We start from the raw sequence: 26977 nt of genomic DNA on the forward strand, positions 1-26977 counted from the left end.
CCAGGCTGGTGGAGCTGTGCGCGCGGGGGTCTTTCAGTTTGCGGGATACGCCGCGGGAGGTGTTCGGTGCCATTTCGGTGCTCCTTAGCTCACGCGCACGCGCGGGTCGAGGGCGACGACGATGAGGTCCGCCAGGATGGCGGAGACGGCCGTCATGGCGGCGCCGAACGCGGCCACGACGACGACCCCGTGGACGTCGTTACGCGCAATGGTTTGGATGAAGTACTGGCCCATGCCCTGCCAGGCGAAGATGCGCTCCGTCATCACGGCGCCGGTGAAGATGCCGGGCACGGAGAACGCCACGGAGGTGGCCACCGGGATCAGCGAGGTGCGCAATGCGTGACGACGCACCGCCTTCGCCTTGGTCAACCCCTTCGCGCGAGCGGTGCGCACGTAGTCCGCGTTCAGGTTATCCAGAAGTAGTGTGCGCTGCATGAAGTGGTAGCCGGCGTACGAGATGATCAACAGTGACAGGGTGGGAAGCACCAGGTGTTGGGCGTAGTCCACCATCTTCGCGCCGAAGCCTTCAACACCGGGGGAGGAGGCGCCGGTGACGTAGAAGATGCGCTTGCCGGTCCACTCGTTGACCTTGAGGCCGAACCACACCACGGCGATCGACGCCACAACCACGTGGATGTTCATGGTGATGATCGAGATGCCCTGCCACATGCGGTCCGCCCGCTTGTACTGGCGCGATGCGGTGTATACGCCGAGCGCGACACCGATGATGATGGACAGCAGGGTCGCGAACAGCGTCAGCTGGGCGGAGACCCAGATGCGGTAAGAGACCTGCTCGTTGACCGAGTCGCCGAGCGGGGATTTGCCCCAGTCCCAGCGTGTGAGGATGCCGGTGAGCCAGGTCCACCAGCGCTCAAGGAGCGGGGTGTTGGGGCTCAGGTTCAACGGCTCGAGCAGAGCGTCGATCTGGTCTTCGGGCAAAGGTGGGCGGCGGCCGAAGTAGTTGGCTCGCGGGTCGAGGAAAAAGCTGGCGAGGAAGTAGGTCAGGTTGGTGGCCAAGAAAACGATCAGGCCCCAACTCAGCGTCTTCCTGAGCAGGTATCGAAACATGTGCGCTCTCAGTTCCGGTGTCAGCGGGTGTGCAGGAGGTTATTCGGCGATGCAAGTGCGGAAGCCCGCCCAGCGCTCACGCTGGGCGGGCTCACACTCATCGCGGGTGTTTCACCAGGTTGAAGGTGGGGGGAGTTACTTCGCCCAACCCACGTTCTCGATCGGCAGGACCGCAAAGGAGTTGGCGCCGTAGTTGGCCAGGCCCTTCTTCACGGCCACGATCTCGGGGCCGTTGGCGTACGGCATGATGCCGTACTGCTGCAGGGCTTCCTTCTCCAGCTCGTTGGCGCGCTTGATCTGCTCGTCCGCGTCCGCGATCTGCTGCAGTTCCTCGATCTTCTTGTCCATCTCCGGGGTGCCGGTGGCGGACTTGTTCAGCTCGGAGTCGGAGGCGTAGATCTGGCCGAAGTACGCCACGCCGAACGGGTCGGAAGAGTTGAAGCCGGACATGAACAGGTCGAAGTCGCGCTCAGCGGTGACCTTGGAGAAGTCGGATCTCGGGCGCTCCTCCACCTGGACGTCGATGCCGATGTTGCGCAGCATCGCCTGGATGGCGGAGGTGGTGGCCTGCACCATCGGGGAGTCGCCGAGGGTGACGTAGCGGATGGACAGCGGGTTCGCCTCGTCGTAGCCGGCCTCCTTCAGCAGCTCCTTGGCCTTCTCCGGGTCGTACTGGACTACTTCGCCGAAGTTGTCCTCGTAGCCGTCCTGGGTCTGGAAGAGGTTGAACGAGCCCGGCAGGTCCTCCTCGTAACCCAGGCCCTGGAAGCGGATGGCGGCGAGCTGCTCGCGGTCCACACCGCGCATGATCGCCTCGCGCACCTTGATGTCCTCCAGGCCCGGGGCGGTGGAGTTGATGGTCATGAGGAAGGTGGACGGGCGCAGCGCGGTGCGGATCTCCACCGCGTCGCCCATTTCCTTCGCGGTGGCCAAGCGGTCGCGGGTGCCAACGCCGGTGGCGTCGAGCTCACCTGCACGGAACGCGTTCAGGGACGCCTGATCCTCCATCTGGCGGTAGCTGATCTTGTCCAGCTTCGGCTTCTCGCCCCACCAATTCTCGTTGGGCACGAAGGACGCGGTGCCGCCTTCAAAGTCGACGTTTTCCACCTTGAACGGACCTGCGCCCCACTCGGGGTGGACCTGCTTGAGGTAGGCGTTCATGAAGGTGTCAGCGTCCTTGACCTGCGGCGGAACCAAGGAGCCGAAGAGGCCTTCCCACCACGGGTATGCCTGCTTGAAGGTGACTACGGCCTGCTTGTCGTCCTCGCCGCGCTCCACGGACTCGATCAGCTCGTAGCCGTCGGTGGAGTTAACTTGGACGTCCGGGTTGGTACCGTTGTTGAACTTCCAGGTGTTCTCGTAGGCAGTCCAGTCGATCGGGGTGCCGTCGTTGTAGTTGGCTTCCGGGTTGATGGTGTAGGTGACCACGGTCTTGCCGTCGACGGTCTCATCCTTGACGTCGGTGAGGTACGCCGGGTTCGGGTGATAGGTGCCGTCACCGTCGAAAAGCGAAAACACCGGGTTGTACTTCGTCCACAGCGAAAGGGTGTACAGGTTCATGTTCGCGTGGAACATATTCTGCTGCTCGGCGATCTCGGTGATCGCGAGCGTGAGTTCGCCGCCGTCCTGGATCTGGTCGCGCTCGAGCGGGTTGTAGTCGCCCGCGGCGTTGACTTCGAGCTTCTCGCCGTTGTCGCCGGACTTGTCAGCCTGGGTGTTTGCGGTGTCCTGGCCGCCACCTGCGGCAGTTCCCTCGGAGTTTCCGTCCGAGGAGCAGGAGGCGAGGACGAGGGAGATGGAGGAGAGGCCGGCGAGAGCCGCGACGCGGAGGCGTTTGCTCATGGTCAGTTCCTTTCGTAGGTCGTCCGTTCGCAGTGTGCTTTGCGACGGTTGCCCAAGGCGGGCAATGGTGCCGGTAGATTCCGGCGGCCCCTGCACACGACACCGTTTTGGTAAACACGACGTGAATCAGGTTGAACACAACGTACCGCACGTGTCACCTAGTTCACATTGCTTTGGGAAAGTATTTTGCGTTTTATGCCCAGCGATTTTTCAGCGAATTTGAATGGTCCTGTAAAGGCGCACGTCAATCGCGGTGTTTGGTTGGCCTCGGTATAGCTGCCCAGCTATAGAAAAACTGAATGATATTTGAGCAACGTAAAAACCCCACCCGCCGGAGCGGCGGATGGGGTTAACGGAAGATGAATTAACCGGCCGGTGTCAGTTCCACGTTGTCGGCCCACGTCAGTTCGATGCCCTGGGCGCGCAGCCATTCCATGGCGTCGTCGCCGTGGCGGGTGATGCCCTCGACGGCGGCCAGTGTGACGTCGATAGCCTTCTCCGCGTCCTCGGCGGTGATAAAGCCCGCGGAGGTGGCGGCGGCGAGCTCGTCGATGTCGAGAACAACGATGGGGTTGCCGGTCAGCGACACGAGGTCGACGTAGAGGTCGCGGGTGTTCCACACCTCACCGTCGACGTCGATGTCGGCGACGTCGAAATAGAAGTCCTGCTCCCGCTCGGCGCCCTCGCGGAAGTGGAAGATGTTGGCGCGCAGCCCCAGTTCCGGCAGTAGCCAGCTCTCCAGGTAGCCGAACTCCGGGTGATCCGCGCCGCGGCCCATGTAGAGGCCAAAGTCGGTGACGCGGAACGTGTCCACCTCGCGCAAGAAGCCCTTTGGGTCGGTGTTGATGTTCGCTGCGGTGTCGAACGTCTCCTGTTTCACGGGGTGCAGATCGGCGGCCATGGGTTACCTCACGTCAATAGATGCGGCGGTCGGTGCAAAGGGGCAGACCTTGTCGACGGTGCGCACACTCCCGTCAACGACTGCCAGAACCCGCCCAGAGCCCGTGTCCGCGGTCGCGGACAGGGTGGCCGGTCCTGTCGGGTTAATCCCGTTGTTGCCCAACGGCGTTACGCCGGTTCGGAAATTGGCCAGGTTGATCCAGTACGCCTTCATGCCGCCCTGCTCCTTCGCGGCCGCTGGGGTGCCCAGCGCGGTGAAGACGAAGGTGGTCTGGCCGGCCTTCGCGCCTGGGGCGGGGGACTCGGCTGGCCCGGGCACCGCGATCGCGGAGGCGGTGGAGTGCAGCCCCTCGCCGATGCAGTTGCCGGAGACGGTGGGCCAGTAGAACTGGGTGAACCTTGGGGCGTTCGCGGGCAGTGGCGGGCCGCCGATCTCGTCGCCACCCGCGTAGAACTGTACCGCGGTGCGCAGCGCGTTGCCCACCTTTTGCGGGACGTGGGGCTGGTCCGCGAACGCGTTGACGCGCGCGACGGTCTCGGGCGTCGGCCGCCCCAGCGGGTCGAGGAACGGGGACTGCGCAGAAGCAGTTTGCGTGAGGGCGCCTCCGGTCACCAACAAACCGGCAGCGCACACCGCCGCAACGACGGTCCTGGAGCGTGAGAGGTAGTTGTGCACTTGCGCCACATTAGTCACATCCGTAACAACGTCAAGCGGAACTGGGATATTACTGTGGGAACCGTGCGCGCGCATCGCCCCGGTTTGCTGGCGGGATAATGCGATTCCGTGCAGGCGGGAGTATCGTTTAGGCGTTATTTCCGCCAACGCAAAGGACCTATCTCTGTGTCGCACCCTGAATTTCGCAACGTAGCCATCGTCGCCCACGTCGACCACGGTAAAACCACCCTGGTTAACGCCATGCTGGAGCAGTCCGGCGTGTTCGGCGACCACGGCGAACACGGCGACCGCGTGATGGACTCCGGCGAGCTCGAGTCCGAGCGCGGCATCACCATCCTGGCCAAGAACACCGCCATCCGCCGCGCCGGCAAGGGCAAGGACGGAGCGGACCTGGTCATCAACGTCATTGACACCCCGGGCCACGCCGACTTCGGCGGCGAGGTCGAGCGCGGCCTGTCCATGGTCGATGGCGTTGTTTTGCTTATCGACGCATCCGAAGGCCCGCTGCCGCAGACCCGCTTCGTGCTCGGCAAGGCCCTCGAAGCGAAGAAGCCGGTCATCATCTGCGTGAACAAGACCGACCGCCCGGACGCCCGCATCGACGAGGTCGTCGAAGAAGCCCAGGACCTGCTCCTCGAGCTCGGCGCCGGCCTGGAAGACCCGGAAGCCGCAGAAGCCGCAGAGAACCTGCTCGAGCTGCCGGTGCTCTACACCTCCGGCCGCGCAGGCCGCGCCTCCCTGGAAAACCCGGGCAACGGCAACCTGCCGGACAACGAGGACCTGCAGCCGCTGTTCGACGTCATCTACGACGTGCTGCCGGAGCCGTCCGCCGAGATCGACGCGCCGTTCCAGGCGCAGGTGACTAACCTGGACTCGTCCTCCTTCCTGGGCCGCATCGGCCTGATCCGCGTGTTCAAGGGTTCCGTGAAGAAGGGCCAGACCGTCGCCTGGGTCCACTACGATTCCGAGGGCAATCAGCAGGTCAAAAACGTCAAGATCGCGGAGCTTCTGGTCACCGAGGGTCTGGAGCGCGTCCCGGCCACCGGCGACGTGGTCGCGGGCGACATCGCCGCCGTCTCCGGCGTCGAGGACATCATGATCGGCGATACCCTCTGCGATCCGGAAAACGTCGAGCCGCTGCCGCGCATTGCCATCGACGACCCGGCGATCTCCATGACCATCGGCGTGAACACCTCCCCGATGGCCGGCCGCAACGGCGGTGACAAGCTCACCGCCCGCTTGGTCAAGGCCCGCTTGGACCAGGAGCTGATCGGTAACGTCTCCATCAAGGTGCTGCCCACCGAACGCCCTGACGCATGGGAGGTGCAGGGCCGCGGCGAGATGGCCCTGACCGTGCTCATCGAGACCATGCGCCGCGAAGGCTTCGAGCTGACCGTGGGCAAGCCGCAGGTGGTGACCAAGGAGGTCGACGGCAAGACCTACGAGCCGTACGACCACATGATTATCGACGTGCCCGCCGAGCACCAGGGCGCCGTCACCCAGCTGATGGCCAGCCGTAAGGGGCAGATGACCTCTATGGGCAACGCTGGCTCCGGCGACTGGGTGCGCATGGAGTTCGACGTGCCGTCGCGAGGCCTGATCGGCTTCCGCACCACCTTCCTCACCGAGACTCGCGGCGCCGGCATCGCCAACTCGTACTCCATCGAGCACCGCCCGTGGGCCGGCGAGATCAAGGGCCGCCCGACCGGCTCCCTGGTCGCCGACCGTTCCGGCCAGGTCACCGCCTACGCCCTGCAACAGCTGGCAGACCGCGGCGACTTCTTCGTCGAACCCGGTGCGGAAACCTACGAGGGCATGGTCGTCGGCGCGAACTCCCGCGACGAAGACATGGACATCAACATCACCAAGGAAAAGAAGCTGACCAACATGCGCTCCGCCACCGCGGACGCCACGGTCACGCTGCAGAAGGCCCGCACCCTCTCCCTGGATGAGGCCATCGAGTTCTGCGACGACGACGAGTGCGTCGAGGTCGCACCCGAGGCGATGCGCGTGCGCAAGATCATCCTCAACGCCACCGAACGCGGCCGCGCCCGCTCCCGTGCGAAGCAGAAGAACAGCTAGCCTGTTCTTCCATGCACCCAAGTAGAACGCGCCGCCCAGCCACCCGTGCTGCGGCGGCGTTTTCCGTGCTCTGCCTTGTGGCGTCGTGCGCGGCCAACCCCGGCCCGCCGCCGCTGGTGGAACCGGAGGACCGCCCGGATGCCGTCTCGGAGCACGACGCCGATAGCGGCGACGCAGACAGCGCTAACGGCGCAGACAACGCCGAGGAGCAGGGCACCGACCACGAACCCGCCAATGGACGTCCGCAGGTCCAGATCGGCGTCGACCCGGTACGCGCGGGGTTCAACCCGCACCTGGTCGGCGACGAGTCCGCCGTGGTGCGCGGCATCGCAGACCTTGTCCTGCCCAGCGCGTTCCAAGCAGACGGCGCAAAGGACCCGAACCTGCTCGTCGGGGCGTCGGTGCTGCCGACGTCCCCGGACGCGTTCACGGTCCGGTACGTCATCGCGCCGAACGCCCAGTGGTCCGACGGCACCCCGATCACCGGCGCGGACTTCGCCTACCTGTGGCGCGGAATGACAACAACCGCCGGCGTGGTGGACCCGGCAGCGTACCGCGCGGTGACCAACGTGCGCGTCAGCGGCCCCGGCGGCAAGGTCGTGGACGTGGATTTCGCGCAGCCGGTGGCGAATTGGGAGGTGCTGTTCCGGCACCTTTTGCCGTCGCACTTACTTGCCGCGGATGCCGCCGATTTCGCTTACGCGCTGCGCAACACCGTCCCCGCCTCCGCGGGCCGTTACCTGGTGCGCAGCGTGGACCGCGCGCACGGCACCGTCACGCTGAACCGCAACGACAGGTTCTGGGGGCCGGACCCGGCGCCGATTGACATTCTTACTCTCGCCGCAGCGCGCGACACCACCCAGGTGGCGGATCAGCTGCGCAGCGGCCAGCTCGCCTTCGTGGACATGGTGCCGCAGGACACCACCGAGGATGTTCTCGGGCTCATCCCGGGGGCGGACACCCGCACGTTTGCGGGCACCCGCACCCTCGGCGTGACGCTTTCGGCGACCAGCGGGCTTTCGCCGCAGGCGCGCGCCGAGGTGCGGTCGCTTATCGACGTCCCCCTGCTCGCCCACATCGCCGCCCGCCGTAGCACCAACGTTCACGCCGCGGCACCTACCGAACCGGGTTCACTGGCGCTGCTGCACGCGCTGGCCGCGGACGGCAAGGTGCTGCGCGTGGCCGCCGACGCCGCGGACCCGGCGGCCACCGCGGCCGCGCGGTCGCTGGTGGATTTGCTGGACGCCGCCGGCGTGCCCGCACGCATCGTGGCCAATGAGTTGCCCGCCATCGCCGCGCGCAGCTTGCCTGCGGGTGAGGTGGACGTTGTGGTGCATTGGCGCAACGACGGCGACTCCGCAGACACCCTGGCCAGCCGCATCGCGTGTCCTGCGGAGACCGGCCGCGCCGGAAACCTCGCCGGCTTTTGTTCGGTGGCCGGCGACGAGTTGGCCCGCGCAATCCTCGCGGGCGAGATTCCGCCCGCCGCCGCAGCTGAGCGCGCCGCGGCGATCGAGCACCGCGAAGCGCTCTGGGTGCCCCTGCTGCACGAAACACGCCTGGCCGCCACCGCTGGCGGGGTGCGCGCGGCCGGCACGCAGCCGGGGCAGTGGCCGGGCGGGTTGTCGTCGGCAGGCAAGTGGAAGCTAGCCGATACAGTGAAGCGGCGATCAAAAATTCAGGAGGTTCCATGACCGTTCGAGACCTTTCCGGCTACCGCGTTGTCGCCGTGCACGCCCACCCGGACGACGAAGCAATCACCACCGCCGGCGCCCTTGCAGACCTTTCCGCCCGCGGCGCGGACGTGCTGATAGTCACCTGCACCCTCGGCGAGGAAGGCGAGGTCATCGGCGAGCCGTACCAGCACCTCGTGGTCGATGAGGCGGACCAGCTCGGGGGTTTTCGCATCCAGGAGCTGCGGCGCTCCCTGGACGCGATCGGCGCGCGCGGGCAGTTCCTCGGCGGTGCCGGCCGCTTCCGTGACTCCGGCATGGCGGGCTCGCCGGCGAGTAAAAATCCGCGGGCGTTTGTGAATTCGGGCGACGCGGCCGTCGAGAAGCTTGCTGCCATCTTCGAAGCGGAAAAGCCGCACCTTGTGCTCACCTACGGCCCCGACGGCGGCTACGGCCACCCGGACCACATCCGCGCCCACGAGATCACCCACGCCGCCGCCGAGCGCGTGGATGTCCCGCGGATCATGTGGGCGGTGCGGCTTGCCGAGGAGACCGCGGCGCTCATGCCCGCCGAGGCCCCCGAGGGCTGGCGCCTGCCCGAAGACGGCGAGCTCGACGGCGTGGAATCCTCCGACGTCCGCGTCGAGCTCGACGACGCCGCCTACAGCGCCAAGGTGGAGGCGATGCGCGCGCACGCCACGCAGCTGTGGATCGCGGACGGGCGCACCACCGACGTCAACCCGCACGCCGCGCTCGCGACGGGCCCCGTTGTGTACTACGCGCTGTCCAACCTGATCATCCAGCCGATCCAGCGCGTCGAGCACTACCAGCTGGGCGCGGGGCTTCCGCTTCACGACGGCACTTCGCTGCTCGCCGGGATCGAGCGATGACCCAACCTGTAGTGCGCGACGACTTCTCCAGGGGCGAAGCCGTCGCCGGTTTAGTGTGGCTCAGCGTCGGCGCACTGGTCTCGCTCGCGCTAGAGGTGGTCTACCTCAACTGGATCTGGGCGGTTGTGGCGCTGCTGTTTAACGCGGTGCTGACGAAGACGGCGCGGCTGTGGTCCGAAACCTGGGCGCTCGCGCCGCTGGGGGTGTGGGGATGCGCGTTTTTCCTTTCACTGGCCGTACTCCCGCCAACCGGCTGGTCGTTGGTGCTCTTTGTTGCCGGCATAGTGGGTGGCGTTTGGCCCATGGTTCGACGGAAGTGACATACTGTTTGCCATGACTTACGTGATTGCTCAACCGTGCGTCGATATCATGGACCGCAGCTGCGTTGAAGAGTGCCCCGTCGACTGCATCTACGAGGGAAAGCGCATGCTCTACATCCACCCCGACGAGTGCGTCGACTGCGGCGCCTGCGAACCGGCATGCCCGGTCGAGGCCATCTTCTACGAGGACGACACCCCCGACGAGTGGAGCGAGTACTACGACGCCAACGTCGGCTTCTTCGACGAGCTCGGCTCCCCGGGCGGCGCCGCCAAGACCGGCCCGCAGGACTTCGACCACCCGTTCGTGGCCGCCCTGCCGCCGCAGAACCAGGACTAGGCCCTTGGCTCGCACTCCACTCGGATCGCGGCTGCCAGATTTCCCCTGGGACACCATCGCGGACGTGCGTGAGCGCGCCGCTGCGCACGAAGGCGGGCTCATCGACCTTTCCGTCGGCGGCCCCGTCGACCCGGTCGCGCCGTCGATCCAACTCGCGCTGACCGAAGCCGCCGCGGCCCCCGGCTACCCGCAGACCGCCGGCACGCCCGAGCTGCGTGCCACGATCGTCTCCGCGCTCGCGCGCCGCTTCGGCATCGCCGGGCTGAACGAGCGCTCCGTGCTGCCCGTCATCGGTCTGAAAGAGGCCGTGGCGTGGCTACCCACGCTTTTGGGCCTGCGCGGCGCGAAGGTGGTCATCCCGAAGGTCGCGTACCCCACCTACGAGGTCGGCGCACTGATGGCCGAATGCGAAGTCGTGCGTTGCGACGACCCCGCGGCCGCCCCGCGCGACGCCTCGCTAGTCTTCGTCAACTCCCCGTCGAACCCGACCGGGGCAGTGGCGTCCGCAGAGCAGATGCGCGCCTGGGTGGAGTTCTCCCGTGACACCGGCGCGATCATCGCCTCCGACGAGTGCTACCTCTACCTCGGCTGGTCCGCCGAGCCGGTGTCCATCCTGCACCCGTCCGTCACCGGCGGCGACAACACCGGGCTCCTCGCCCTGCATTCGCTGTCGAAGACGTCCAACCTGGCGTCCTATCGCGCCGGCACCATCTCCGGCGACGAGGAGCTGGTGCAGGAGCTGCTTCTCGTGCGCAAGCACTCCGGCCTCATCGTGCCGGGCCCCATCCAGGCCGCCATGGTCGCGGCCCTCGGCGACGACTTGCACGAGGAAATGCAACGCTCCACTTATGCCATGCGCCGCGTCGAGCTCATGAAGGCGCTGCCGGAAGCTGGCTTTACTATCGACGACTCGGATGCCGGGTTGTACCTTTGGTGCCGTCGAGAAGCAATGAGCTCCCGCGAAATCCTGGAATGGCTCGCGGACCGCGGCATCCTGGCAGCCCCCGGCCACTTCTACGGGCCCGCCGGCGCGAACCACGTGCGCATCTCGCTGACCGCCACCGACGATCGCATCAGCGAAGCCGCCAAGCGCCTGATTTCTTAGCGTCGACCTCCCGCGACTACACTCACGTAAGTTTTGCGTACTTTTTCGAGGAGGTTGACCGTGACGCATGAGCACACCGCCGCCCCAGCCGGCGGGAGCACAGCGGTGCGATTCGTCGCCGGACTGCGCCAGTTTTTGCGCTTCGGCATCGTCGGCGGCTCCGGAGTGCTGGTCAACTTTGTCGTGTTCTACTTGGCCAACAAAGCTCTGGAAAACGGCCTTGACCTCCACGCCAACGACGTGTTGATGCAACTCGGCTCCACCCGCTGGAACGTGCGCTGGTACCACGTGATGTCCACGCTCGCGTTCGTGCTGGCGAACACCTGGAACTACCAGCTCAACCGCTCCTGGACCTTCCGCGGCGTGCACGCGCGCTCCTGGCTGCGCGGTTTCTTCCCGTTTTTGGCCACCGGCGCGCTCGCGTTCGCGGTGTCGCTGACCTGCATGACGCTTCTGATGAACCCCACGACGCGGATTGGCCTGCCGGACCACATCTTCGACGACTCCTCCGGGCTGCGCACCAAGTCCTACTGGGCGCAAGCCATTTCGACGTTCATTGCCATGCCGGTGAACTTCATCATCAACAAATTCTGGACCTTCGGAAAGTCAAAATCTTCCGTCTAGCTGGGGATTGTGAAATTCTCAGGAAAAGTTATCCACATTTTGGCACGGGTCTAGTGTCGGGTCTTGCGCGGTCGTAGCTTGTGTGCCATGACACCATTCCAAGAGTTCCTAGACACACAACCGACCATCCGCGTGCTTGAAGGCTTTGACAAGCGCGCCGCCATCGCCGCCGGCGTAATACCGAACCTGGCCAGCAAGTGGGAATCCATCCACAAGCTCTATTTCGGCGCCACCCGGTGGACCAAACACCAACGCTTAGGCCGCAAAGCCGCCGAAGCCTTCCCGCTGAGTCAGCTGGTCTACATCGAAGACCGAGTAAAGAAGATCCCCAACGAAGCCGAGCGGTGGCGCGTGCGCCGCAAGCTGCTGGAAAAGTTCAGCACCCACCACGAGCTGAAAGCCAAAGCCGACCGGCTGATTCTCAAGCCGGCGCGGACCAAACCTAAGCTGCAGGTCACTTTTGGACGGTCGGTGCACGGCCGACGAACGATCCACATCACTGCCGACGAGCACGACGCCGCCGACATCGAGCACTACCTGCGCGAAGACCTCGACCCGACAAAGCCGCCGGGGCCGCAGATGCTGCGAAGATTCTTAGATCTCGTCCGGGGCTGCGGCGGAGGCATACCCTTCGCCGTCCGACGCCCGATTGTGGTGGTGGGGCTGGACCAGCACGTGCAGATCCTCTCTGGCGACGGCGACGAGGTGATACTCGGTCTCACCGACGGCACCACCATCACCGGCGCCGAATACCTGGCAATGGAACCCGAGTTAGCAGAGGTCGCGCTGTTCCACCCGAACGAGGGGCCGGTAAACCTCTACCACACGCAGCGCTACGCCAACGACAAGCAGCGCGACCTCGCCCGCATGACGCTCACGGTGTGCCCGTGGCCGGGCTGCCGACACGGCTCCGATGCCTGCGAGATCCACCACATGCAGTCGTGGGCAGAAGGCGGCGAGACGAACATGCGGAACCTCGTCCCGGTGTGCCGCTACCACAACCAAATCAACCATGACATCGCCTCGCACGCGAACAGGCGCGGCAGCGTCAAACGCGTCAAAGGGATCCCGAGGTGGGTCTCGCCGAACGGGATCCCGGCGTCGAACCGGCACCACCCCTACGGGGCGATGGAGGTGCTGTTCGGCTCCGCCTCGTCTGGGGCGGGGAGGACGTAGCGGGCCAGCGCGTCCTCGTGGCCGCGCAGGCGCACCGGGTCGGGGAGAAGCCCGTCGAAGGTGTAGCCGGCTTTCTCAGCCGTGCGGCGCGAGGCAGCGTTGTCCACGGCGATGTGCAGTTCTAGCCGCCGCAGACCTTGGGTGAACGCGTGGGCGGCGACAAGTCGCAGCGCGCGGGCGGTGAGCCCCTGTCCGCGGGCCCACGGCGCGGTGTTGTATCCCAGTACACCGCCGGGGCGCAGCTCGATGTTGCCGCAGTAGCGGCCGTCGACCACGTAGGCCCATCTGTGGACGCCCTCGGGTGGATCCAGCAGGAAATCGTCGGCGTGCTCGCCGGTATAGGGATTTGGGATGGTGGTCCAACGCACCATGTCCGGGTCGTTGCAGGACGCGACGAGATCGTCGCGGATCCCCGGCAACGAGGGTACCTCGCGCCAGGGGAGCAGGGTCAGCTCCGCGTCACCGAGCGGGGGAATGTATCCCTTAGTTGGCATGCAGGGCTTCGTTGAGCTCGATGCCCTTGGCGGGAACCGCCTCGACGGAGCCGGAAACGGAGTTGCGGCGGAACTGCAGGCCGTTCGCGCCGGAGAGCTCCAGTGCCTTGATCTCGGCACCGGGCTCCTTGCCCAGCGCCTCGGCGACCGGGGCGGTGAGCACGACCTTGGTGCCGGCGGTGACGTAGAGGCCGGCTTCGACGATGCAGTCGTCGCCGAGCGAGATACCTACGCCGGCGTTGGCGCCGAGGAGGCAGCGCTCGCCGAGCGAGATGACTTCCTTGCCGCCGCCGGACAGGGTGCCCATGATGGAGGCGCCACCGCCGATGTCGGTGCCGTCGCCGACGACAACGCCCGCCGAGATACGGCCTTCAACCATGGAGGCGCCGAGGGTGCCGGCGTTGAAGTTCACAAATCCTTCGTGCATGACGGTGGTGCCTTCGGCGAGGTGGGCGCCGAGACGGATGCGGTCGGCGTCGCCGATGCGCACGCCGGACGGCACGACGTAGTCGACCATGCGCGGGAACTTGTCCACGGAGAACACCACGACCGGGCCCTTGGCAGCGAGGCGGCCGCGGGTCATCTGGAAGTCGGAGACGGCGCAGGGGCCGTAGTTGGTCCACACCACGTTGGAAAGCAGGCCGAACACGCCGTCCATGTTCGCGCCATGGGGGCGGATCAGACGGTGCGACAGCAGGTGCAGACGCAGGTAGACGTCATAGGCGTCCACGGCCGGCTCGGCCAGATCCTTGATTGCCGTTTCCACGGCCACACGCGCCACACCGCGCGCCTCGTCGGGGCCGACGAGGTCCTCGAAGCGGGCGTCGGGCTCTGCCAACCGACGCGTCCCGGTTTCCTCAACCGGCTCATCTACTAACGGGGCGGGGTACCAGACGTCAAGCACGGTGCCGTCATGGGTGATGGTGGCGACGCCGCGCGCGATAGCGGAAGTTGGGGAATTCATGCCAGTCACCTTACGGCACCCCGGTCACGGGTGAGGAAGGACATGGCGATCAGGATCAACGACAGGATGGTGACGCTGATGACCTGGGAGCGCGAAGTGTCGTCGAAAAGCATGAGCACCGTCAGCCCCAGCAGCGCCGCCAGGGTTACCCACGGCACCCACGACGCGCCGCGCACACGCACCACGGAAGCGCTGATGCGCGGGTGGAGCTTGATAAAGCTCAGGGTGATCATGATCCAGGTGACGATGAGGCAGCCGCCGGTGGCGGACATGATGAAGTCGATCATCCCCGGCGGGTTCCACCACTGCAGACCCACGGCCACGAACGCGAAGAACACGGAGATGAGCACGGAGTTGCGCGGCACGCCGGCGGCGTTGGTGCGCGCCATCCACGCTGGCGCGTCGCCCTCGAGCGCCTGCTGGTAGCCCAGGCGTGAGGTGCCGTAGATCTGCGCGTTGAACGCGGACAAAAGGGCGAGCACGATCACGACCTCCATGAACCCGGCTGCGCCCGGGATGTTGGCCATTTCCAACACGGCGGTGAACGGTGAGTCGGCGGCGGAGTCCGCGCCGTCGATCGCCGTGTACGGCAGCAGCAGGATGATCACGGTCACGGAGCCGATGTAGAACAGCGCGATGCGCCAGATAATGGAATTGACGGCGCGCTTGACGTTGTCGGAGGGGTTTTCGGACTCGGCCGCGGCGATGGTGACCACCTCGATGCCGCCGAACGCGAACGCCACCGCGAGCAGGCCTGCGGCGATGCCTGCGACGCCGTTGGGGGCGAAGCCGGACTCGCGCACGTTGCCGAAGCCGACGAACCCGCTCGCGGGCAGGACGCCGGCCCACAGCAGCACGCCGATGACCAAAAAGCCCAGGATCACGGCGATTTTGATCATGGCGAACCAGTACTCGAACTCGCCGAAGCCTTTGACCTGTGCGAGGTTCACGGCGGTGAGCACGACCACGACGATGAGGCCGGGCACCCATTGCGGCACGCCGAACCAGCCCGCCATCATGGCGGAGGCGCCGGTGAGTTCGGCGCCGCACGCCATGATCAGCAGGAAGTAGTAGATCCAGCCGAGCAGAAACCCGGCCCAGTGGCCGAACGCCATGCGCCCGTAGGTGGCAAAGGAGCCGGAGGAGGGGTGCGCGGCGGCCATTTCGCCGAGCATGCGCATCACGGCGATGACGATTAGCCCGGCGATCGCGTAGGCGATGAGGATCGCGGGCCCGGCGGCGCGGATGCCCACGCCGACGCCGAGGAACAGCCCGGCGCCCACGGCGGTGCCGAGCCCCATGAGAGTGAGGTGCCGCGATTTCAGGCCGGAGCCGAGATCGCTGTTGCTTGTCGACGTCCCTCCGGCCATCACGCGACCGCCTTCTTTTGCACGTTCTGGTGGATCACGCCGGCGATGGCGATGACGCCGACGACGACGGTGACGGCGAGCATCTGGAAGCGCCCGTCCGCGTCGGCCAGCATCAGCGCGATGACGCCCGCGGCGAGCGCGATCATGACCCACGGCAGGACAGCCGGTGCCCACATGCGCACCTCGGTGATTTCGCCGGTGGCCACCAGCTTCGGGTGGAGCCGTACGAACGACAGGGCGACGACGATCCACAGCACGATCAGGCAGCCGCCGACCGCGTTGAGCAAAAATGCCAGCAGGCCCGGCGGGTTCCAGTACTGCAGCGCCACGGCGGCGAAGCCGAAGGCGACGGAGACCACCACGGCGCGCATGGGCACGCCGCGGGTGTCGGTGCGGGCGAAGGAGGCGGGGGCGTCGCCGCGCACGGCGAGGTTCTGCAGAAAGCGCGAGGAGCCGTAGATCTGGGTGTTGCAGGCGGACAGCAGCGCCACGACGATGACGGCCTCCATGATGCCCACCGCGCCCGGGATGTTGGCCAGCTCGAGCACAGCGGTGAAGGGGGAGTCGGCGGCGGAGTCGGCCCCGCCGATCTGGTCGAACGGCAAAAGCAGCACGATCAGCAGCACGGAGCCGATGTAGAACACGGAGATGCGCCAGATGATGGAGCGGATGGCGGAGTGCACGCCCGCCTGCGGGTCCTCGGATTCAGCTGCGGCGACGGTGACCAGCTCAATGCCGCCGAACGCGAACGCCACGGCTAGCAGCGCGGTGGCCACACCGGACAAGCCATTGGGCATGAAGCCGACTTCGTTGACGTTTTTCAGCCCAACGAATCCGCTGGCGGGCAGTAGCCCGAGCCACAGTGCGACGCCGATGATCAAAAAGGCGACGATGACCGCGACCTTGATCAGGGCGAACCAGAATTCGAACTCGCCGAAGTTCTTCACGGCGGAGAAGTTGATCACGGTAAACGCCACGATGGCCACCAGCGCCGGGATCCACGGCGAGATGCCGAACCACGCGGCGACGATGGCGGAGGCGCCGGTGATTTCCACGGCCATGATCATGATCATCATGAACCAGTACAGCCAGCCGATGGTGAATCCGGCCCACGGCCCGAACGCCTGGGCGGCGTAGGTGGAGAAGGTGCCGGAGGACGGCCTGGCGGCGACCATCTCGGCGAGCATCTGCATGAAGCAGACGGTGATGAATCCGGCGATGACGTACGCGATCAACACGGCGGGCCCGGCGGCTGCGATGCCCACGCCGGTGCCCAGAAACAGGCCGGCGCCGATGGCGGAGCCGAGGCCCATCATGGTCAGGTGGCGTGTCTTCAGCCCGCGGGCGAGCGCGGTGGAATCCGCGACGGGGGAAACTGGTGTCGACATGTCGAACACCTTAAACGCAAGCTATTGCGTCAAGGGCAATATATTCCGCAACTTTTCGCTAATCGACGCCTAAAGTGCGCCGCCGCACCACCGGCGAGGTGGAAAACGGTTCGCGTTCGATGCGAAGATCCGCGCGCCCGGCGATGGTCCGCGCGGGCACCTGGGTGCCGGTTTCCACGTCGAAGACCATGGTTTCCGGTTCGAGCATGACGTTGACGCCGATTTCGCACCGGTCGCCCAAATCCACCCCGATCACGCCGGCAGACGGGTGCAGCCGACAGTCCCGCCCGACCCGCATCGGTGCACGCTCAAACTCGCTGACCCGTGATGCCATCAGCGCCGACGACAACGACAGATCGGTCCCGCCGCCGACCACCGCGAACGACGAAAGCCGCCCCTCAATCCGCGCAGGTCCCAGCGAGCCGGCGTTGTAGGAGACGTAGCCTTCGCGCATCACCGAAGTCCCCTCGGCCAGGTACGCCCCGAGCCGTACGCGCTCGGCTTCGGCGATGGTCACCCCGGACGGCACGACGTAGTCCACCATGCGCGGCAGCCGATCGATGCCGTAGACGTGGATCAGCCCACGCGCCCGCAGGTTGGTGCGCACGGTTTCGAAGTTGTCCGCCAGGCACGGGCCTTTGTTGGTCCACACCACCGGCTGCAGCAGCTCCAACGCGCCGGCCATGTTGATCGACAGCGGCTCCACCATGCGGTGCGAAAGCAGATGCAGGCGCAAAAACACGTCGTGGGCATCAATGGGCGGTGCGTCCAGGTCCGCGATGACGGTGCGCACCGGCACGAGTTCCACCAACCGGTCGTGGTCTGCGCCAATAAGTTTCAGAAACTTCGGGCTGAGTTCGTGGGCGGAGACGCGGTGGGTGCCGGAGGTGCCGTCGATAGGCAGTAGCTCCGGCGACGGGAACCAAGTGTCCAGCACGGTGCCGTTCATGGCGATGTTGGCGATTCCGACGGCGCGCGCTCCTTGAGACATGCCTGCGAGTCTAAACGTAGGATCGCCGTGTGACTTCCTTAGATCTCTTCGCCGACCCAATTGCACTTTCCGCGGCGCTCGTGGACATCGAGTCGCCCTCGCACCACGAGGAGGCGATCGCGGACGCCGTCGAAGGCGCGCTTCGCGGCCTCGAGCACGCGGAGGTTGCGCGCTTCGGCAACACGGTGGTGGCGCGCACGAACTTCGGGCTGGGTTCAAGGGTGGTCCTCGCCGGGCACATCGACACCGTCCCGCTCGCGGACAACACGCCGCATCGGCTCACAAGCTCGCCGGAGGGTCAGACGGTTTTGCACGGCTGCGGCTCCGTCGACATGAAATCCGGCATGGCCTGCTACCTGGCAGCGTTCGCGCGCTTGGCCGAGCCGGGCAAAGCCGCCCACGACCTGACCGTCATCGCCTACGAGGGCGAGGAGGTCGCGCAGGAGTACAACGGCCTGCACCACCTGGAGCGCGACCACCCGGAGTGGCTCGAGGGCGACATCGCGCTGCTCGGCGAGCCGTCCGGCGCCATCATCGAGGCCGGCTGCCAGGGCACCATCCGCGTGTTCGTGGACGCGCACGGCACCCGCGCGCACTCCGCGCGAAGCTGGCTCGGCCACAACGCCGCGCACGATCTGGCCGGTGTGCTCACGCGCATCGCCGCCTACGAGCCTCGCGCCGTGGAGATCGACGGCTGCGAGTACCGCGAGGGCCTCAACGTGGTGGGCCTGGAGGGCTTCGTGGCCACCAACACCATCCCGGATCACGCGCGGTTGATCGTGAACTTCCGCTACGCGCCGGACCGCTCCGTGGAGGATGCGAAGGCGCACTTGGAGGAGGCACTTTCGCTTGACGACGGGCTCACGCTGACCTACGACGACATCGCGCCGGGCGCACTGCCCGGCCTGGGCGACCCGGTGGCCGCCGGTCTAGTCAAGGCTGTGGGCGGGAATTTCCGCGCGAAGTTCGGATGGACTGATGTCGCGCGCTTTTCTAGCCTGGGTGTTCCCGCGGTCAATTTCGGTCCCGGCGACCCTGGTTTTGCCCACAAGAAGGACGAGCAGTGCCCGACGGACCAGATCACGCAGGTCTTCGAGCAGCTGATGTCGTACCTGAGCGTCAACGAAAGCGAGTAGTCAATGGCCCCGCTGAACATTCCCCGTCCGGAGCGCGACCGGAAGCTGCGCGGCCCGATCGCGCTGCGCGGTTCGGACCACCAGGCGTCCACGTTCGACCAGCGCCTGCTTGAGGCGTTCGGGCACGCGGACAGCCAGTGGCGCCACGAGGACCCGTGGCGCGTGATGCGCATCCAGAGCGAGTTCGTCGCGGGCTTCGACGCACTCAGCGAGATGCCGAAGGCCGTCACCGTGTTCGGCTCGGCGCGACTGGGGGAGGGCACGGACGAGTACCAGCTGTCCTACGACGTGGGCAGGGCGCTGGTGGAGGCCGGCTACGCGGTGATCACCGGCGGCGGCCCGGGCTTGATGGAGGGCCCGAACCGCGGCGCGCACAACGCCGACGGCCTGTCGGTGGGCCTGGGCATTGAGCTGCCGTTCGAGCAGGGTTTGAACGACTGGGTGGATCTGGGGCTGAACTTCCGCTACTTCTTCGCCCGCAAGACCATGTTTTTGAAGTATTCGCAGGCGTTTATCGCCCTGCCGGGCGGCTTCGGCACGATGGACGAGGTCTTCGAGGTGCTGTGCATGGTTCAAACCGGCAAGGTCACCAACTTCCCGATTGTGCTGATGGGCACCGAGTTTTGGTCGGGGCTGGTGGCCTGGATCGAGGAGCAGCTGCTGGGCCGCGGGCTGATTTCGCCGGGCGACGAGAAGCTGTTTTTGGTCACCGACTCGGTGGACGAGGCGGTGGCGCACATCGTGGAGAAGCACAAGGTGATGACGGATCAGCGCCTCAAGGATGACTAAGCAGCTCGCCGAGGTGATGGCGATTGTCAACCGCACACCCGATTCGTTCTACGACAAGGGCGCGACGTTCGCCTCCGAGAAGGCACTTTTGCGTATCGACGGCGCCGTGTCCGCCGGCGCCAGCATCATCGACGTCGGCGGGGTCAAGGCCGGGCCTGGCGACGATGTGGACGTGGCCGAGGAGATCGACCGCGTCGTGCCGCTGATCGCCGCCGCGCGCGGGCGCCACCCGGATGTGACGTTGAGCGTGGACACGTGGCGCGCGCCGGTGGCCGAGGCCGCGGTTGCCGCCGGCGCGGACCTGATCAACGACACGTGGGCCGGCTTCGACCCGGAGCTGGTGGAGGTCGCCGGCCACCACCGGGTGGGCTACGTCTGCTCCCACACTGGCGGGATCACCCCGCGCACCCGCCCGCACCGGGTGCATTACGACGACGTGGTCGCCGACGTCATCGCCGAAACCACGGCGCTGGCCGAGCGCGCGGCGTCGCTGGGCGTGCCGGAAAAGCGCATCTTCATCGACCCGACCCACGATTTTGGCAAGAACACCTACCACGGCCTGGAGCTTTTGCGCCGCGTGGACGAGCTGGTGGCCACCGGCTGGCCGGTACTGATGGCGCTGTCGAACAAGGACTTCGTCGGCGAGACGCTGGGCCGTGGGCTTTTCGGCGCGGACATCACCGAGCGCGTCCCCGGCACCCTCGCCGCCACCGCGTGGGCGGCCGCGCGCGGGGTGGCGGCGTTCCGCGTGCACGAGGTCGAGGCCACGCTGGACGTGATCCGCATGACCGCCGCGATCCAGGGCGAGATGGCCCCGCTGCACACTGTGCGAGGGCTCGCGTGAGGGTCAGTGTTGTCATTCCTGCGTTGAATGAGGAAGCGACGGTGGCGGGGGTCGTCGAGAAGTGTCTGGCATCGCACGCCGACGAAGTGCTGGTGATCGACCCGGACTCCACCGACGCCACCGCCACACTCGTGGCGGAGGCGGGCGCGCGGGTGGTGCCGTGGCGCGAGGTGGACCCCCGCGAGCCGTGGGAGGGCAAAGGCGAGGCGCTGTGGCGCGGGGTGAAGGCGGCCGCCGGCGACGTCGTGGTCTTCGTGGACGCGGACGTGACCTCGCTCGAGCCGTGGTGGGTCGACGCGCTCGCCGAACCGTTGCGCGACGACACCGTCCACCTGGTCAAAGCCTCCTACGAGCGGGCCCGCGCCGGCGGCCGCGTCACCGAACTGACCGCCAAACCGCTCCTGCGCGCCCTGTTCCCGCAGCTCGCCCACATCCGCCAGCCGCTCGCCGGCGAGTACGCCATCCGCCGCTCCACCGCCCTGCGCCTCCCGTTCGTCGCAGGTTACGGCGTCGAGGCGGGCCTGCTCATCGACGTCGCCTCCGCCCACACACCCGCCTCCATCGCTGAAGTGGAGCTGAGCCCCCGCGAGCACCGCAACCGCCCGCTGACGCAGCTCGGGCCGATGGCGGACGTGGTCTCCCGCACGATCCTGGCGCGCGCCGGGGTGGGCGAAATCCAGGTCCGCGAGCGCCCCGCCTGGGTCGCCGGTTAAACTAGCCGTCATGCTTTCCTGGATCGTGCTAATCCTCATCCTCGCGCTGCTGAGCATCATCGGTGTGCGCGTGTTCGCCTCCGTCTTCGGCCGCGGCGAGGCGCAGCCGCCGATGCCGCCGACCGCCGACGTCAAAGAGGCCAACCGTCGCGCCGTGGAGGAGGGCAACTTCGGCGACATCCAGCTCGAGGTGGTGCACCGCGGCTACCGGATGGATCAGGTGGATGCGCTGCTGGAGCAGTTGGCCGGCGGCAACCTTGGGCCCGTCGAGAGGCAGGATGCTCAGGTAGAATCGGCTGCGTCAACTATCGCGAAGTAAAAGGAGCGTAGACGAATGGCAGCAATGAAGCCGCGTACCGGCAGTGGCCCGATGGAAGCGGTGGAGGAGTCCCGCAAGATCGTGATGCGTATCCCGTCCGACGGCGGCGGCCGCCTCGTGGTGGAGCTGTCCAAGGAGGAGGCCGGCGAGCTCGGCCGACTGCTCACGGAGGCCGCAGAAGCCTAACGCGCCGAACGCGGTAGTATCGCCACATGCTCAACGACATTGTGGACGTGCTCGCCGACCCGGCAGACCTGACCCCGCTTCGGGGCGAAGACGATTTTTCCCGTCTCGTTTCCGAATCGGGGCATTCTTATGACGTGGCCAAGCAGGGCTACGTCACCCTCGCCGCCGGCAAGGGCATCGGGCACGAGGGTGACTCGCTGGAGATGGTCAACTCCCGCGAGACGTTTTTGTCCAACGGCCACTTCGCGCCGTTCGTGGAGGCAGTCTCCGACGCGCTCGCCGACGTTGTGGAGCGCGCCGCCGGCGACGCCGCGAACCCGGTGATCATGGAGGCCGGCGCCGGCACCGGCTACTACCTGGCGCACACGTTGGACCTGATCGAAGGTGCGCGCGGCGTCGGCCTGGACGTGTCCGTGCCGGCCGCGAAGCACCTGGCCAAGGCGCACCCGCGACTGGGCGCTGTGGTGGCGGACGTGTGGGAGCAGCTGCCCATCCGCACCGGCAGCATTCACGCGCTGGCCGTGGTGTTCGCGCCGCGTAACCCGGCCGAGTTCGCGCGCGTGCTCGTGGACGGCGGCGAGGCCGTCATGCTCGTCGCCGACCAGGGCCACCTGGATGAGTTGCGCGAGCCGCTGGGCATCCTCGGCGTCGAGGAGGGCAAGGTCGAGCGCCTCATCGCCCAGTCCGAGGGTCACCTGGCCCCGGCTGCGGAGCCGGAGCTCATCGAGTTCCCAATGCTGCTTGAGCGCGACGCCATCGCCGCCCAGGTGGGCATGAGCCCGTCCGCGCGCCACCTGGACCGCGACACGCTTCAGGCCCGCCTCGCGGAGCTGCCGGAGCAGATGAAAGTCACCGCTCGCGCGCAGCTGATCCGCATGCGCAAGGCCTAAGCCTTACGACGGCCTAGCGCACGTAGCCGCGGCGCCACTCGGAGTGGATCTCCGCGCCGTCGTGGGCGCGGGTGCGGATGCCGGAGCAGCCGCCGTCGAGCCACACACGCGAGGACATGACCACGCTGCCGCCGCCGGCGTAGACCTCGATGGTGGAGCCGTCGACGATGACGGTGATGTTGTCCTCGTCCTCGTCGTGCAGCGCGGCGCTGGCGGGGGAGCCGTGCAAGCGGTCGAGGGTGATCTGGTCGCCGGAGTGGGTGATCACCACGCCCGGCTCGCCGTTTCCGTCCAGAACTTCCACGACGACGGAGGAGCCCGGCGCGACCTCGCACAGCCCGGCCCACATGCGGGCGCGGTCGGTGCTGTCCACGGCGTCCGGAAGTCCCGGGGCGGGCACCTGGTAGAGGCGGCCGCCCTGCAGGGTGACGCGGCGCGGCAGGGTCAGGGCGTTGGCCCAGCCTTCGGCGTCCCAGTTGGGTTCTTGGGTGGGGTCGCCGGCGCGGTCGGTGTTGGTCATGAACCCGTAGAGGTAGGCGCGCTCGTACAGCTTCGCTGTTTCCACCAGGTTGTAGGTGGTGTTGCGGGGGCGGGTGAAGTCGTGGCCGTGGTCAACGATGGTGAACGGGGTGTCCACGCGGAAGACATTGCCGCGCAGTTCGCCGACGGCGTAGACGGCGGTGTCTTTGCCGTCGCGCTCGAGGGTGGCAAACAAAACGTCGCGGATCTGGCCGTCCACTTCGTCGCGCAGGCGCACGATGCGCGGGGCGACGAGGGAGGCGTCGAGGTCGAAGCCGGTCTCGCCTTCGAACTCGAGGACGCCTTCGAGTTTCCAGTCGCGGCCGTCGCCTGAGGTGAGCACGACCGGCTTCGGCGCGGTTTCGGGCCCGGAGACGGCGAGCATGAGCCAGCCGTCGTGGGCGTCGTCGCGGTCGGTGTCGGCGTCCCAATCGGGAACGACGCAGGGGGAGCGGAAGTTACTCACGCCGGCGACGTCTTCGACGACGGCGCCGAGGCGGGACGCGGCCGCGGAAACGTCCAGGTCGGTGTCCTCGTCGAGGTCGGAGCACAGCTCGTCGACGTGCGGCACGTGCGCGACCTGGATCGTGTTGCCGGCCGCGGTGGCGGAGGTGAAGTACAGGTCCACGCCGTCGCCTGCGGGGGAGACGCTGCCTGCGCGGACGGCGATTTCGCCGCCGACGGGCACGATGACGTCGTTGCAGTCCACCCAGCTAAACGGGTCTTCTTCGCTTTGCTGGTGGCCCCAGCGGCTGGGCGCGTCGGGGGTGGGGCGGTACTGGTAGAACATGTTCCAGACGCGCTCGGATGCAGCCCCGGTGCGGTAGATGCCGGCGGGCCCTTCGAGGATGCCGCGCTCGGCGGTGACGTGCAGTTCCGGACGGTAAACGGTCATCTGTTCAGCCCCTTGTAAATCTCTACGGTCTCTTGCGCGATGGTTGCCCAGGAAAAGTCGGTTTTGGCCCGCTTGAGCCCGGCCGCGCCCATCGCGGCGGCGCGCTCGCTATCGCCTGCGACGGCGTTGACGGCTTCGGCCAGGGCGGCCTCGAAGCCTGCGGTGTCGTTGGCATCGTAGTCCACCAGCACGCCGGTGTCGCCGTCGACGACGACCTCCGGGATGCCGCCGACGCGCGAGGCTACCACGGCGGTCTCGCACGCCATCGCCTCAAGGTTCACAATGCCGAGCGGCTCGTAGATCGACGGGCACACGAACACGTCGGCAAGCGAGTACACCTCGCGCACCTTCTCCGCGGGCATCATTTCTTGGATCCAGAACACCCCGTCGCGAGAAGCTTTGAGCTTGTCGACGAGCCCTTCGGTCTCCGCCGCAATCTCCTTGGTGTCCGGGGCCCCGGCGCACAGGATGAGCTGGATGTCCTCGTCGAAGGCTTGGGCCGCCTTGAGTAGATGGGCCACACCCTTTTGACGGGTGATGCGCCCGACGAACGCCACGACGGGTTTGTCCGGGTCCACGCCCAGCTCCTCGGCGATGGTGCCGGAGTCGGGGTACCACTTCTGCGGGTCGATGCCGTTTAAGACGGTGTGGATTTTAGCTTCGTCGATACGCGGGTAGGCCCGCAGGACTGCCTCCTTCATGCCGGCGGACACCGCGATGACCGCATCGGCGTACTCGAAGGCGTTCTTCTCCGACCAGGAGGAGACGTTGTAGCCGCCGCCGAGCTGCTCGCGCTTCCAGGGGCGGTCCGGCTCCAGGGAGTGGGCGGTGACCACGTGGGGGATTTCGTGCAGCTGGCCGGCCAGGTGCCCGCCGAGGCCGGCGTACCAGGTGTGCGAGTGCACCACGTCCAGCCCAGCGGCGGCATCGGCCATGCGCAGGCCGGTGGACAGCGTCTTGATTGCCCCGTTGGCGTCCTCCAACGCGGGGTCGACGCCGTGGACATAAACGCCTTCCGCGTCGCGGGGTGCGCCCATGCAGTGCACGTCCACGTCGACGATGTCGCGCATGAAGCGCGTCAGCTCGGTGACGTGGACGCCGGCGCCGCCGTAGACCTCCGGCGGGTATTCGCGGGTGAACATTCCGACTTTCATGACCGCCGAGCCTACTTACGCGCGCGATTCCCTGCAGGGACCTGAAATTCTCATTAGCCTGGCTGGTATGAAAAGCCAGCCTCGAGTTCTCGCCATCGTCCTGGCCGGCGGTGAGGGCAAGCGCCTGTTTCCGCTGACCGCTGACCGTGCCAAGCCCGCCGTGCCGTTCGGCGGCAACTACCGTCTCATCGATTTCGTCCTGTCCAACCTGGTCAACGCGGGCTACATGCGCATCGCGGTGCTGACCCAGTACAAGTCCCACTCGCTGGACCGCCACGTGGCCACCGCATGGAACGTTTCCGGCCCGACGCAGCAGTACATCGCCTCGGTGCCGGCCCAGCAGCGCCGCGGCAAGCGCTGGTACTCGGGCTCGGCGGACGCGATTGTGCAGTCGCTGAACCTGATCTACGACGACGCGCCGGACTACGTGCTGGTCTTCGGCGCGGACCATGTCTACCGCATGGACCCGTCGCAGATGGTGGAGGATCACATCGCCTCGGGCAAGGCCGCCACCGTGGCCGGCATTCGCGTGCCGCGCTCGGAGGCGCACGCGTTTGGCTGCATCCAGGCGGACGACGACGGCACGATCACCGAGTTCCTGGAGAAGCCCGATAACCCGCCGGGCACCCCGGACGACCCGGAGACCACGTTCGCGTCCATGGGCAATTACTGCTTTTCCACCGAGGCGCTGATCCAGGCGCTGCTGGAAGACGAGCAGAACGAGGACTCCGCCCACGACATGGGCGGCGACATCATCCCGTACTTCGTGGCCCAGGGCGAGGCGAACGTGTACGACTTCTCCCGCAACGAGGTCCCGGGCGCGACCGAGCGCGACCGCGGTTACTGGCGCGACGTGGGCACCGTGGACTCGTTCTACGAGGCCCACATGGACCTGATTTCCTCGCACCCGGTGTTCAACCTCTACAACAAGGCGTGGCCCATCCACGCGACGGAGGAGGACAACCTGCCGCCGGCGAAGTCTGTCATGGGCGGCATCGCGCAGGAGTCCATCGTGGCGTCCGGCTCCATCATTTCGGGTGCGACGGTGCGCAACTCGGTGCTCTCCACCGACGTCCGCGTGGAGGAAGGCGCCACCGTGGAAGGCTCAGTGCTGATGCCGGGCGTGCGCGTGGGTAAGGGCGCGGTGGTGCGCCACTGCATCCTGGATAAGAACGTCTATGTCTCCGACGGCGAGACCATCGGCGTGGACGCGCAGCGAGACGGGGAGCGTTTCACCGTCTCCGACAACGGCGTGGTGTGCGTGGGCAAGAGCGAGGTAATTTAGCGGCGCTTGGTCAGAAGCGTCAGCCCGCCGTCGAGAGGCAGGCGCGCAAGGGCCGCATCTTCGAGCGCAAGCGTATCGACGTAAGCGTCCGCCTCGCGTGCCGCTTCAGTGTCGCGGTCGCGGCGGGTGGGGTCGGCCACGGTGCCGTCGAGAAGCGAGCCCGCGATGACGAGCGTGCCGCCGGGGGCGAGCAGGGGCCACGCGGCGTCGATGAGCGGGCGCAGCTCCACGGCGGAGACGTCGGCGTAGATGAGCTGGTACGCGCCGGTGGCCAGGCGCCCCATCACATCCAGCGGGCGGGAGGTGAGGAAGCGCACCCGCGACGGCGCGAAGCCCGCGGCCACCAG

The 26977-nt window shown here is 66.9% G+C and carries 28 protein-coding genes; 16 read left to right on the top strand and 12 right to left on the bottom strand.

The features are described from left to right. Positions 1 to 84 precede the first annotated feature (84 nt). The 4 genes from MHX64_RS01205 to MHX64_RS01220 all read right to left on the bottom strand — a co-directional run bounded on the left by MHX64_RS01205 (position 85) and on the right by MHX64_RS01220 (position 4495). On the bottom strand, positions 85 to 1068 hold the full coding sequence (locus MHX64_RS01205) for an ABC transporter permease (RefSeq protein ID WP_181888158.1): 984 nt from the start codon (positions 1066 to 1068) through the stop codon (positions 85 to 87). 135 nt (positions 1069 to 1203) lie between these two features. Then, positions 1204 to 2910: an ABC transporter family substrate-binding protein gene (locus MHX64_RS01210; protein ID WP_239355536.1), complete on the bottom strand. Its 1707-nt coding sequence runs from the start codon at positions 2908 to 2910 to the stop codon at positions 1204 to 1206. A 364-nt stretch (positions 2911 to 3274) separates the two neighbouring features. Next, positions 3275 to 3811 (bottom strand): DUF402 domain-containing protein, encoded by a 537-nt coding sequence (locus tag MHX64_RS01215; protein ID WP_239355535.1) that lies wholly within the window; start codon positions 3809 to 3811, stop codon positions 3275 to 3277. A 3-nt stretch (positions 3812 to 3814) separates the two neighbouring features. After that, on the bottom strand, positions 3815 to 4495 hold the full coding sequence (locus tag MHX64_RS01220; protein ID WP_239406312.1) for a hypothetical protein: 681 nt from the start codon (positions 4493 to 4495) through the stop codon (positions 3815 to 3817). 156 nt (positions 4496 to 4651) lie between these two features. Here MHX64_RS01220 and typA point away from each other — a divergent pair, with 156 nt between their 5' ends. From typA to MHX64_RS01260, 8 genes are all read left to right on the top strand, one after another. Further along, positions 4652 to 6568: a translational GTPase TypA gene (gene typA, locus MHX64_RS01225; protein ID WP_194560307.1), complete on the top strand. Its 1917-nt coding sequence runs from the start codon at positions 4652 to 4654 to the stop codon at positions 6566 to 6568. Positions 6569 to 6579: 11 nt separating this feature from the next. Further along, on the top strand, positions 6580 to 8262 hold the full coding sequence (locus MHX64_RS01230; protein WP_239355533.1) for an ABC transporter substrate-binding protein: 1683 nt from the start codon (positions 6580 to 6582) through the stop codon (positions 8260 to 8262). After that, positions 8259 to 9131 (top strand): N-acetyl-1-D-myo-inositol-2-amino-2-deoxy-alpha-D-glucopyranoside deacetylase, encoded by an 873-nt coding sequence (mshB, locus tag MHX64_RS01235; protein WP_239355532.1) that lies wholly within the window; start codon positions 8259 to 8261, stop codon positions 9129 to 9131. Before MHX64_RS01230 ends, mshB begins: the two co-directional genes overlap by 4 nt. Then, complete coding sequence (locus MHX64_RS01240; RefSeq protein ID WP_239355531.1) at positions 9128 to 9451, top strand: hypothetical protein; 324 nt, start codon at positions 9128 to 9130, stop codon at positions 9449 to 9451. Before mshB ends, MHX64_RS01240 begins: the two co-directional genes overlap by 4 nt. 13 nt (positions 9452 to 9464) lie before the next feature. Continuing rightward, positions 9465 to 9788, top strand: a complete 324-nt coding sequence (fdxA, locus tag MHX64_RS01245; RefSeq protein WP_239355530.1) for a ferredoxin — start codon at positions 9465 to 9467, stop codon at positions 9786 to 9788. A gap of 4 nt (positions 9789 to 9792) precedes the next feature. Then, on the top strand, positions 9793 to 10893 hold the full coding sequence (gene dapC, locus MHX64_RS01250) for a succinyldiaminopimelate transaminase (RefSeq protein WP_239355529.1): 1101 nt from the start codon (positions 9793 to 9795) through the stop codon (positions 10891 to 10893). A gap of 60 nt (positions 10894 to 10953) precedes the next feature. After that, entirely contained in the window at positions 10954 to 11517 is a 564-nt protein-coding gene (locus MHX64_RS01255) for a GtrA family protein (RefSeq protein ID WP_239355528.1), read from the top strand. Positions 11518 to 11604: 87 nt separating this feature from the next. Next, complete coding sequence (locus MHX64_RS01260; RefSeq protein WP_239355527.1) at positions 11605 to 12693, top strand: HNH endonuclease signature motif containing protein; 1089 nt, start codon at positions 11605 to 11607, stop codon at positions 12691 to 12693. Here MHX64_RS01260 and MHX64_RS01265 read toward each other — a convergent pair. The 5 genes from MHX64_RS01265 to MHX64_RS01285 are packed head-to-tail and all read right to left on the bottom strand — an operon-like array spanning position 12636 to position 17900. Further along, a complete protein-coding gene (locus MHX64_RS01265; RefSeq protein WP_239355526.1) occupies positions 12636 to 13187 on the bottom strand; it encodes a GNAT family N-acetyltransferase in 552 nt (183 codons plus the stop codon). The two genes, MHX64_RS01260 and MHX64_RS01265, sit on opposite strands and share 58 nt — an antisense overlap. After that, positions 13177 to 14151 (bottom strand): 2,3,4,5-tetrahydropyridine-2,6-dicarboxylate N-succinyltransferase, encoded by a 975-nt coding sequence (gene dapD, locus MHX64_RS01270; RefSeq protein ID WP_194560299.1) that lies wholly within the window; start codon positions 14149 to 14151, stop codon positions 13177 to 13179. The genes MHX64_RS01265 and dapD overlap by 11 nt, the downstream gene beginning before the upstream one ends. Before the next feature lie 5 nt (positions 14152 to 14156). Then, on the bottom strand, positions 14157 to 15521 hold the full coding sequence (locus MHX64_RS01275) for an amino acid permease (protein ID WP_239355708.1): 1365 nt from the start codon (positions 15519 to 15521) through the stop codon (positions 14157 to 14159). Next, entirely contained in the window at positions 15521 to 16909 is a 1389-nt protein-coding gene (locus MHX64_RS01280; RefSeq protein ID WP_239355525.1) for an amino acid permease, read from the bottom strand. Before MHX64_RS01280 ends, MHX64_RS01275 begins: the two co-directional genes overlap by 1 nt. Before the next feature lie 58 nt (positions 16910 to 16967). Continuing rightward, entirely contained in the window at positions 16968 to 17900 is a 933-nt protein-coding gene (locus MHX64_RS01285; protein WP_239355524.1) for a succinyltransferase, read from the bottom strand. A 29-nt stretch (positions 17901 to 17929) separates the two neighbouring features. On the opposite strand from MHX64_RS01285, the gene dapE reads away from it, so the two are divergent. Genes dapE through MHX64_RS01320 form a run of 7 tightly spaced genes read left to right on the top strand, consistent with a single transcriptional unit; the run spans position 17930 to position 22777 of the window. After that, entirely contained in the window at positions 17930 to 19036 is a 1107-nt protein-coding gene (gene dapE / locus MHX64_RS01290; protein WP_239355523.1) for a succinyl-diaminopimelate desuccinylase, read from the top strand. Between the two features lie 3 nt (positions 19037 to 19039). Beyond that, positions 19040 to 19825 carry a TIGR00730 family Rossman fold protein gene (locus MHX64_RS01295; protein ID WP_239355522.1) on the top strand — a complete coding sequence of 262 codons (786 nt, stop codon included), beginning with the start codon at positions 19040 to 19042 and terminating at the stop codon, positions 19823 to 19825. After that, positions 19818 to 20669, top strand: a complete 852-nt coding sequence (gene folP / locus MHX64_RS01300) for a dihydropteroate synthase (RefSeq protein WP_239355521.1) — start codon at positions 19818 to 19820, stop codon at positions 20667 to 20669. Before MHX64_RS01295 ends, folP begins: the two co-directional genes overlap by 8 nt. Further along, a complete protein-coding gene (locus MHX64_RS01305; RefSeq protein WP_239355520.1) occupies positions 20666 to 21382 on the top strand; it encodes a glucosyl-3-phosphoglycerate synthase in 717 nt (238 codons plus the stop codon). Before folP ends, MHX64_RS01305 begins: the two co-directional genes overlap by 4 nt. A 10-nt stretch (positions 21383 to 21392) precedes the next feature. Then, the gene (locus MHX64_RS01310) at positions 21393 to 21701 is read left to right on the top strand and encodes a cell division protein DivIVA (RefSeq protein WP_239355519.1); all 309 of its coding nucleotides are present in this window, start codon (positions 21393 to 21395) and stop codon (positions 21699 to 21701) included. A 15-nt stretch (positions 21702 to 21716) separates the two neighbouring features. Beyond that, on the top strand, positions 21717 to 21887 hold the full coding sequence (locus MHX64_RS01315) for a DUF3117 domain-containing protein (RefSeq protein ID WP_070475087.1): 171 nt from the start codon (positions 21717 to 21719) through the stop codon (positions 21885 to 21887). 26 nt (positions 21888 to 21913) lie between these two features. After that, positions 21914 to 22777 (top strand): SAM-dependent methyltransferase, encoded by an 864-nt coding sequence (locus tag MHX64_RS01320; RefSeq protein WP_239355518.1) that lies wholly within the window; start codon positions 21914 to 21916, stop codon positions 22775 to 22777. A gap of 13 nt (positions 22778 to 22790) precedes the next feature. Here MHX64_RS01320 and MHX64_RS01325 read toward each other — a convergent pair whose 3' ends face one another. Together MHX64_RS01325 and glgA are read right to left on the bottom strand one after the other, a co-directional pair. Further along, the gene (locus MHX64_RS01325) at positions 22791 to 24191 is read right to left on the bottom strand and encodes a GH32 C-terminal domain-containing protein (protein ID WP_239355517.1); all 1401 of its coding nucleotides are present in this window, start codon (positions 24189 to 24191) and stop codon (positions 22791 to 22793) included. Further along, a complete protein-coding gene (glgA, locus tag MHX64_RS01330; RefSeq protein WP_239355516.1) occupies positions 24188 to 25345 on the bottom strand; it encodes a glycogen synthase in 1158 nt (385 codons plus the stop codon). The genes MHX64_RS01325 and glgA overlap by 4 nt, the downstream gene beginning before the upstream one ends. A 67-nt stretch (positions 25346 to 25412) precedes the next feature. Here glgA and glgC point away from each other — a divergent pair, with 67 nt between their 5' ends. Next, positions 25413 to 26630: a glucose-1-phosphate adenylyltransferase gene (gene glgC / locus MHX64_RS01335; protein ID WP_239355515.1), complete on the top strand. Its 1218-nt coding sequence runs from the start codon at positions 25413 to 25415 to the stop codon at positions 26628 to 26630. Here glgC and MHX64_RS01340 read toward each other — a convergent pair. Continuing rightward, a partial coding sequence (locus MHX64_RS01340) for an O-methyltransferase (protein ID WP_370643371.1) occupies positions 26627 to 26977 on the bottom strand: 351 nt, incomplete at its 5' end. The two genes, glgC and MHX64_RS01340, sit on opposite strands and share 4 nt — an antisense overlap.

The organism is Corynebacterium sp. ACRPZ, from assembly GCF_022346205.1.
Lineage (GTDB): Bacteria > Actinomycetota > Actinomycetes > Mycobacteriales > Mycobacteriaceae > Corynebacterium > Corynebacterium lehmanniae.

Coding starts and splice junctions, on each gene's coding strand:
- MHX64_RS01205 (WP_181888158.1), bottom strand. CDS start 1,068: ATGTTTCGATACCTGCTCAGGAAGACGCTGAGTTGGGGCCTGATCGTT.
- MHX64_RS01210 (WP_239355536.1), bottom strand. CDS start 2,910: ATGAGCAAACGCCTCCGCGTCGCGGCTCTCGCCGGCCTCTCCTCCATC.
- MHX64_RS01215 (WP_239355535.1), bottom strand. CDS start 3,811: ATGGCCGCCGATCTGCACCCCGTGAAACAGGAGACGTTCGACACCGCA.
- MHX64_RS01230 (WP_239355533.1), top strand. CDS start 6,580: ATGCACCCAAGTAGAACGCGCCGCCCAGCCACCCGTGCTGCGGCGGCG.
- mshB (WP_239355532.1), top strand. CDS start 8,259: ATGACCGTTCGAGACCTTTCCGGCTACCGCGTTGTCGCCGTGCACGCC.
- MHX64_RS01240 (WP_239355531.1), top strand. CDS start 9,128: ATGACCCAACCTGTAGTGCGCGACGACTTCTCCAGGGGCGAAGCCGTC.
- fdxA (WP_239355530.1), top strand. CDS start 9,465: ATGACTTACGTGATTGCTCAACCGTGCGTCGATATCATGGACCGCAGC.
- MHX64_RS01260 (WP_239355527.1), top strand. CDS start 11,605: ATGACACCATTCCAAGAGTTCCTAGACACACAACCGACCATCCGCGTG.
- MHX64_RS01265 (WP_239355526.1), bottom strand. CDS start 13,187: ATGCCAACTAAGGGATACATTCCCCCGCTCGGTGACGCGGAGCTGACC.
- dapD (WP_194560299.1), bottom strand. CDS start 14,151: ATGAATTCCCCAACTTCCGCTATCGCGCGCGGCGTCGCCACCATCACC.
- MHX64_RS01275 (WP_239355708.1), bottom strand. CDS start 15,521: ATGGCCGGAGGGACGTCGACAAGCAACAGCGATCTCGGCTCCGGCCTG.
- MHX64_RS01280 (WP_239355525.1), bottom strand. CDS start 16,909: ATGTCGACACCAGTTTCCCCCGTCGCGGATTCCACCGCGCTCGCCCGC.
- MHX64_RS01285 (WP_239355524.1), bottom strand. CDS start 17,900: ATGTCTCAAGGAGCGCGCGCCGTCGGAATCGCCAACATCGCCATGAAC.
- MHX64_RS01295 (WP_239355522.1), top strand. CDS start 19,040: ATGGCCCCGCTGAACATTCCCCGTCCGGAGCGCGACCGGAAGCTGCGC.
- folP (WP_239355521.1), top strand. CDS start 19,818: ATGACTAAGCAGCTCGCCGAGGTGATGGCGATTGTCAACCGCACACCC.
- MHX64_RS01310 (WP_239355519.1), top strand. CDS start 21,393: ATGCTTTCCTGGATCGTGCTAATCCTCATCCTCGCGCTGCTGAGCATC.
- MHX64_RS01315 (WP_070475087.1), top strand. CDS start 21,717: ATGGCAGCAATGAAGCCGCGTACCGGCAGTGGCCCGATGGAAGCGGTG.
- MHX64_RS01320 (WP_239355518.1), top strand. CDS start 21,914: ATGCTCAACGACATTGTGGACGTGCTCGCCGACCCGGCAGACCTGACC.
- MHX64_RS01325 (WP_239355517.1), bottom strand. CDS start 24,191: ATGACCGTTTACCGTCCGGAACTGCACGTCACCGCCGAGCGCGGCATC.
- glgA (WP_239355516.1), bottom strand. CDS start 25,345: ATGAAAGTCGGAATGTTCACCCGCGAATACCCGCCGGAGGTCTACGGC.
- glgC (WP_239355515.1), top strand. CDS start 25,413: ATGAAAAGCCAGCCTCGAGTTCTCGCCATCGTCCTGGCCGGCGGTGAG.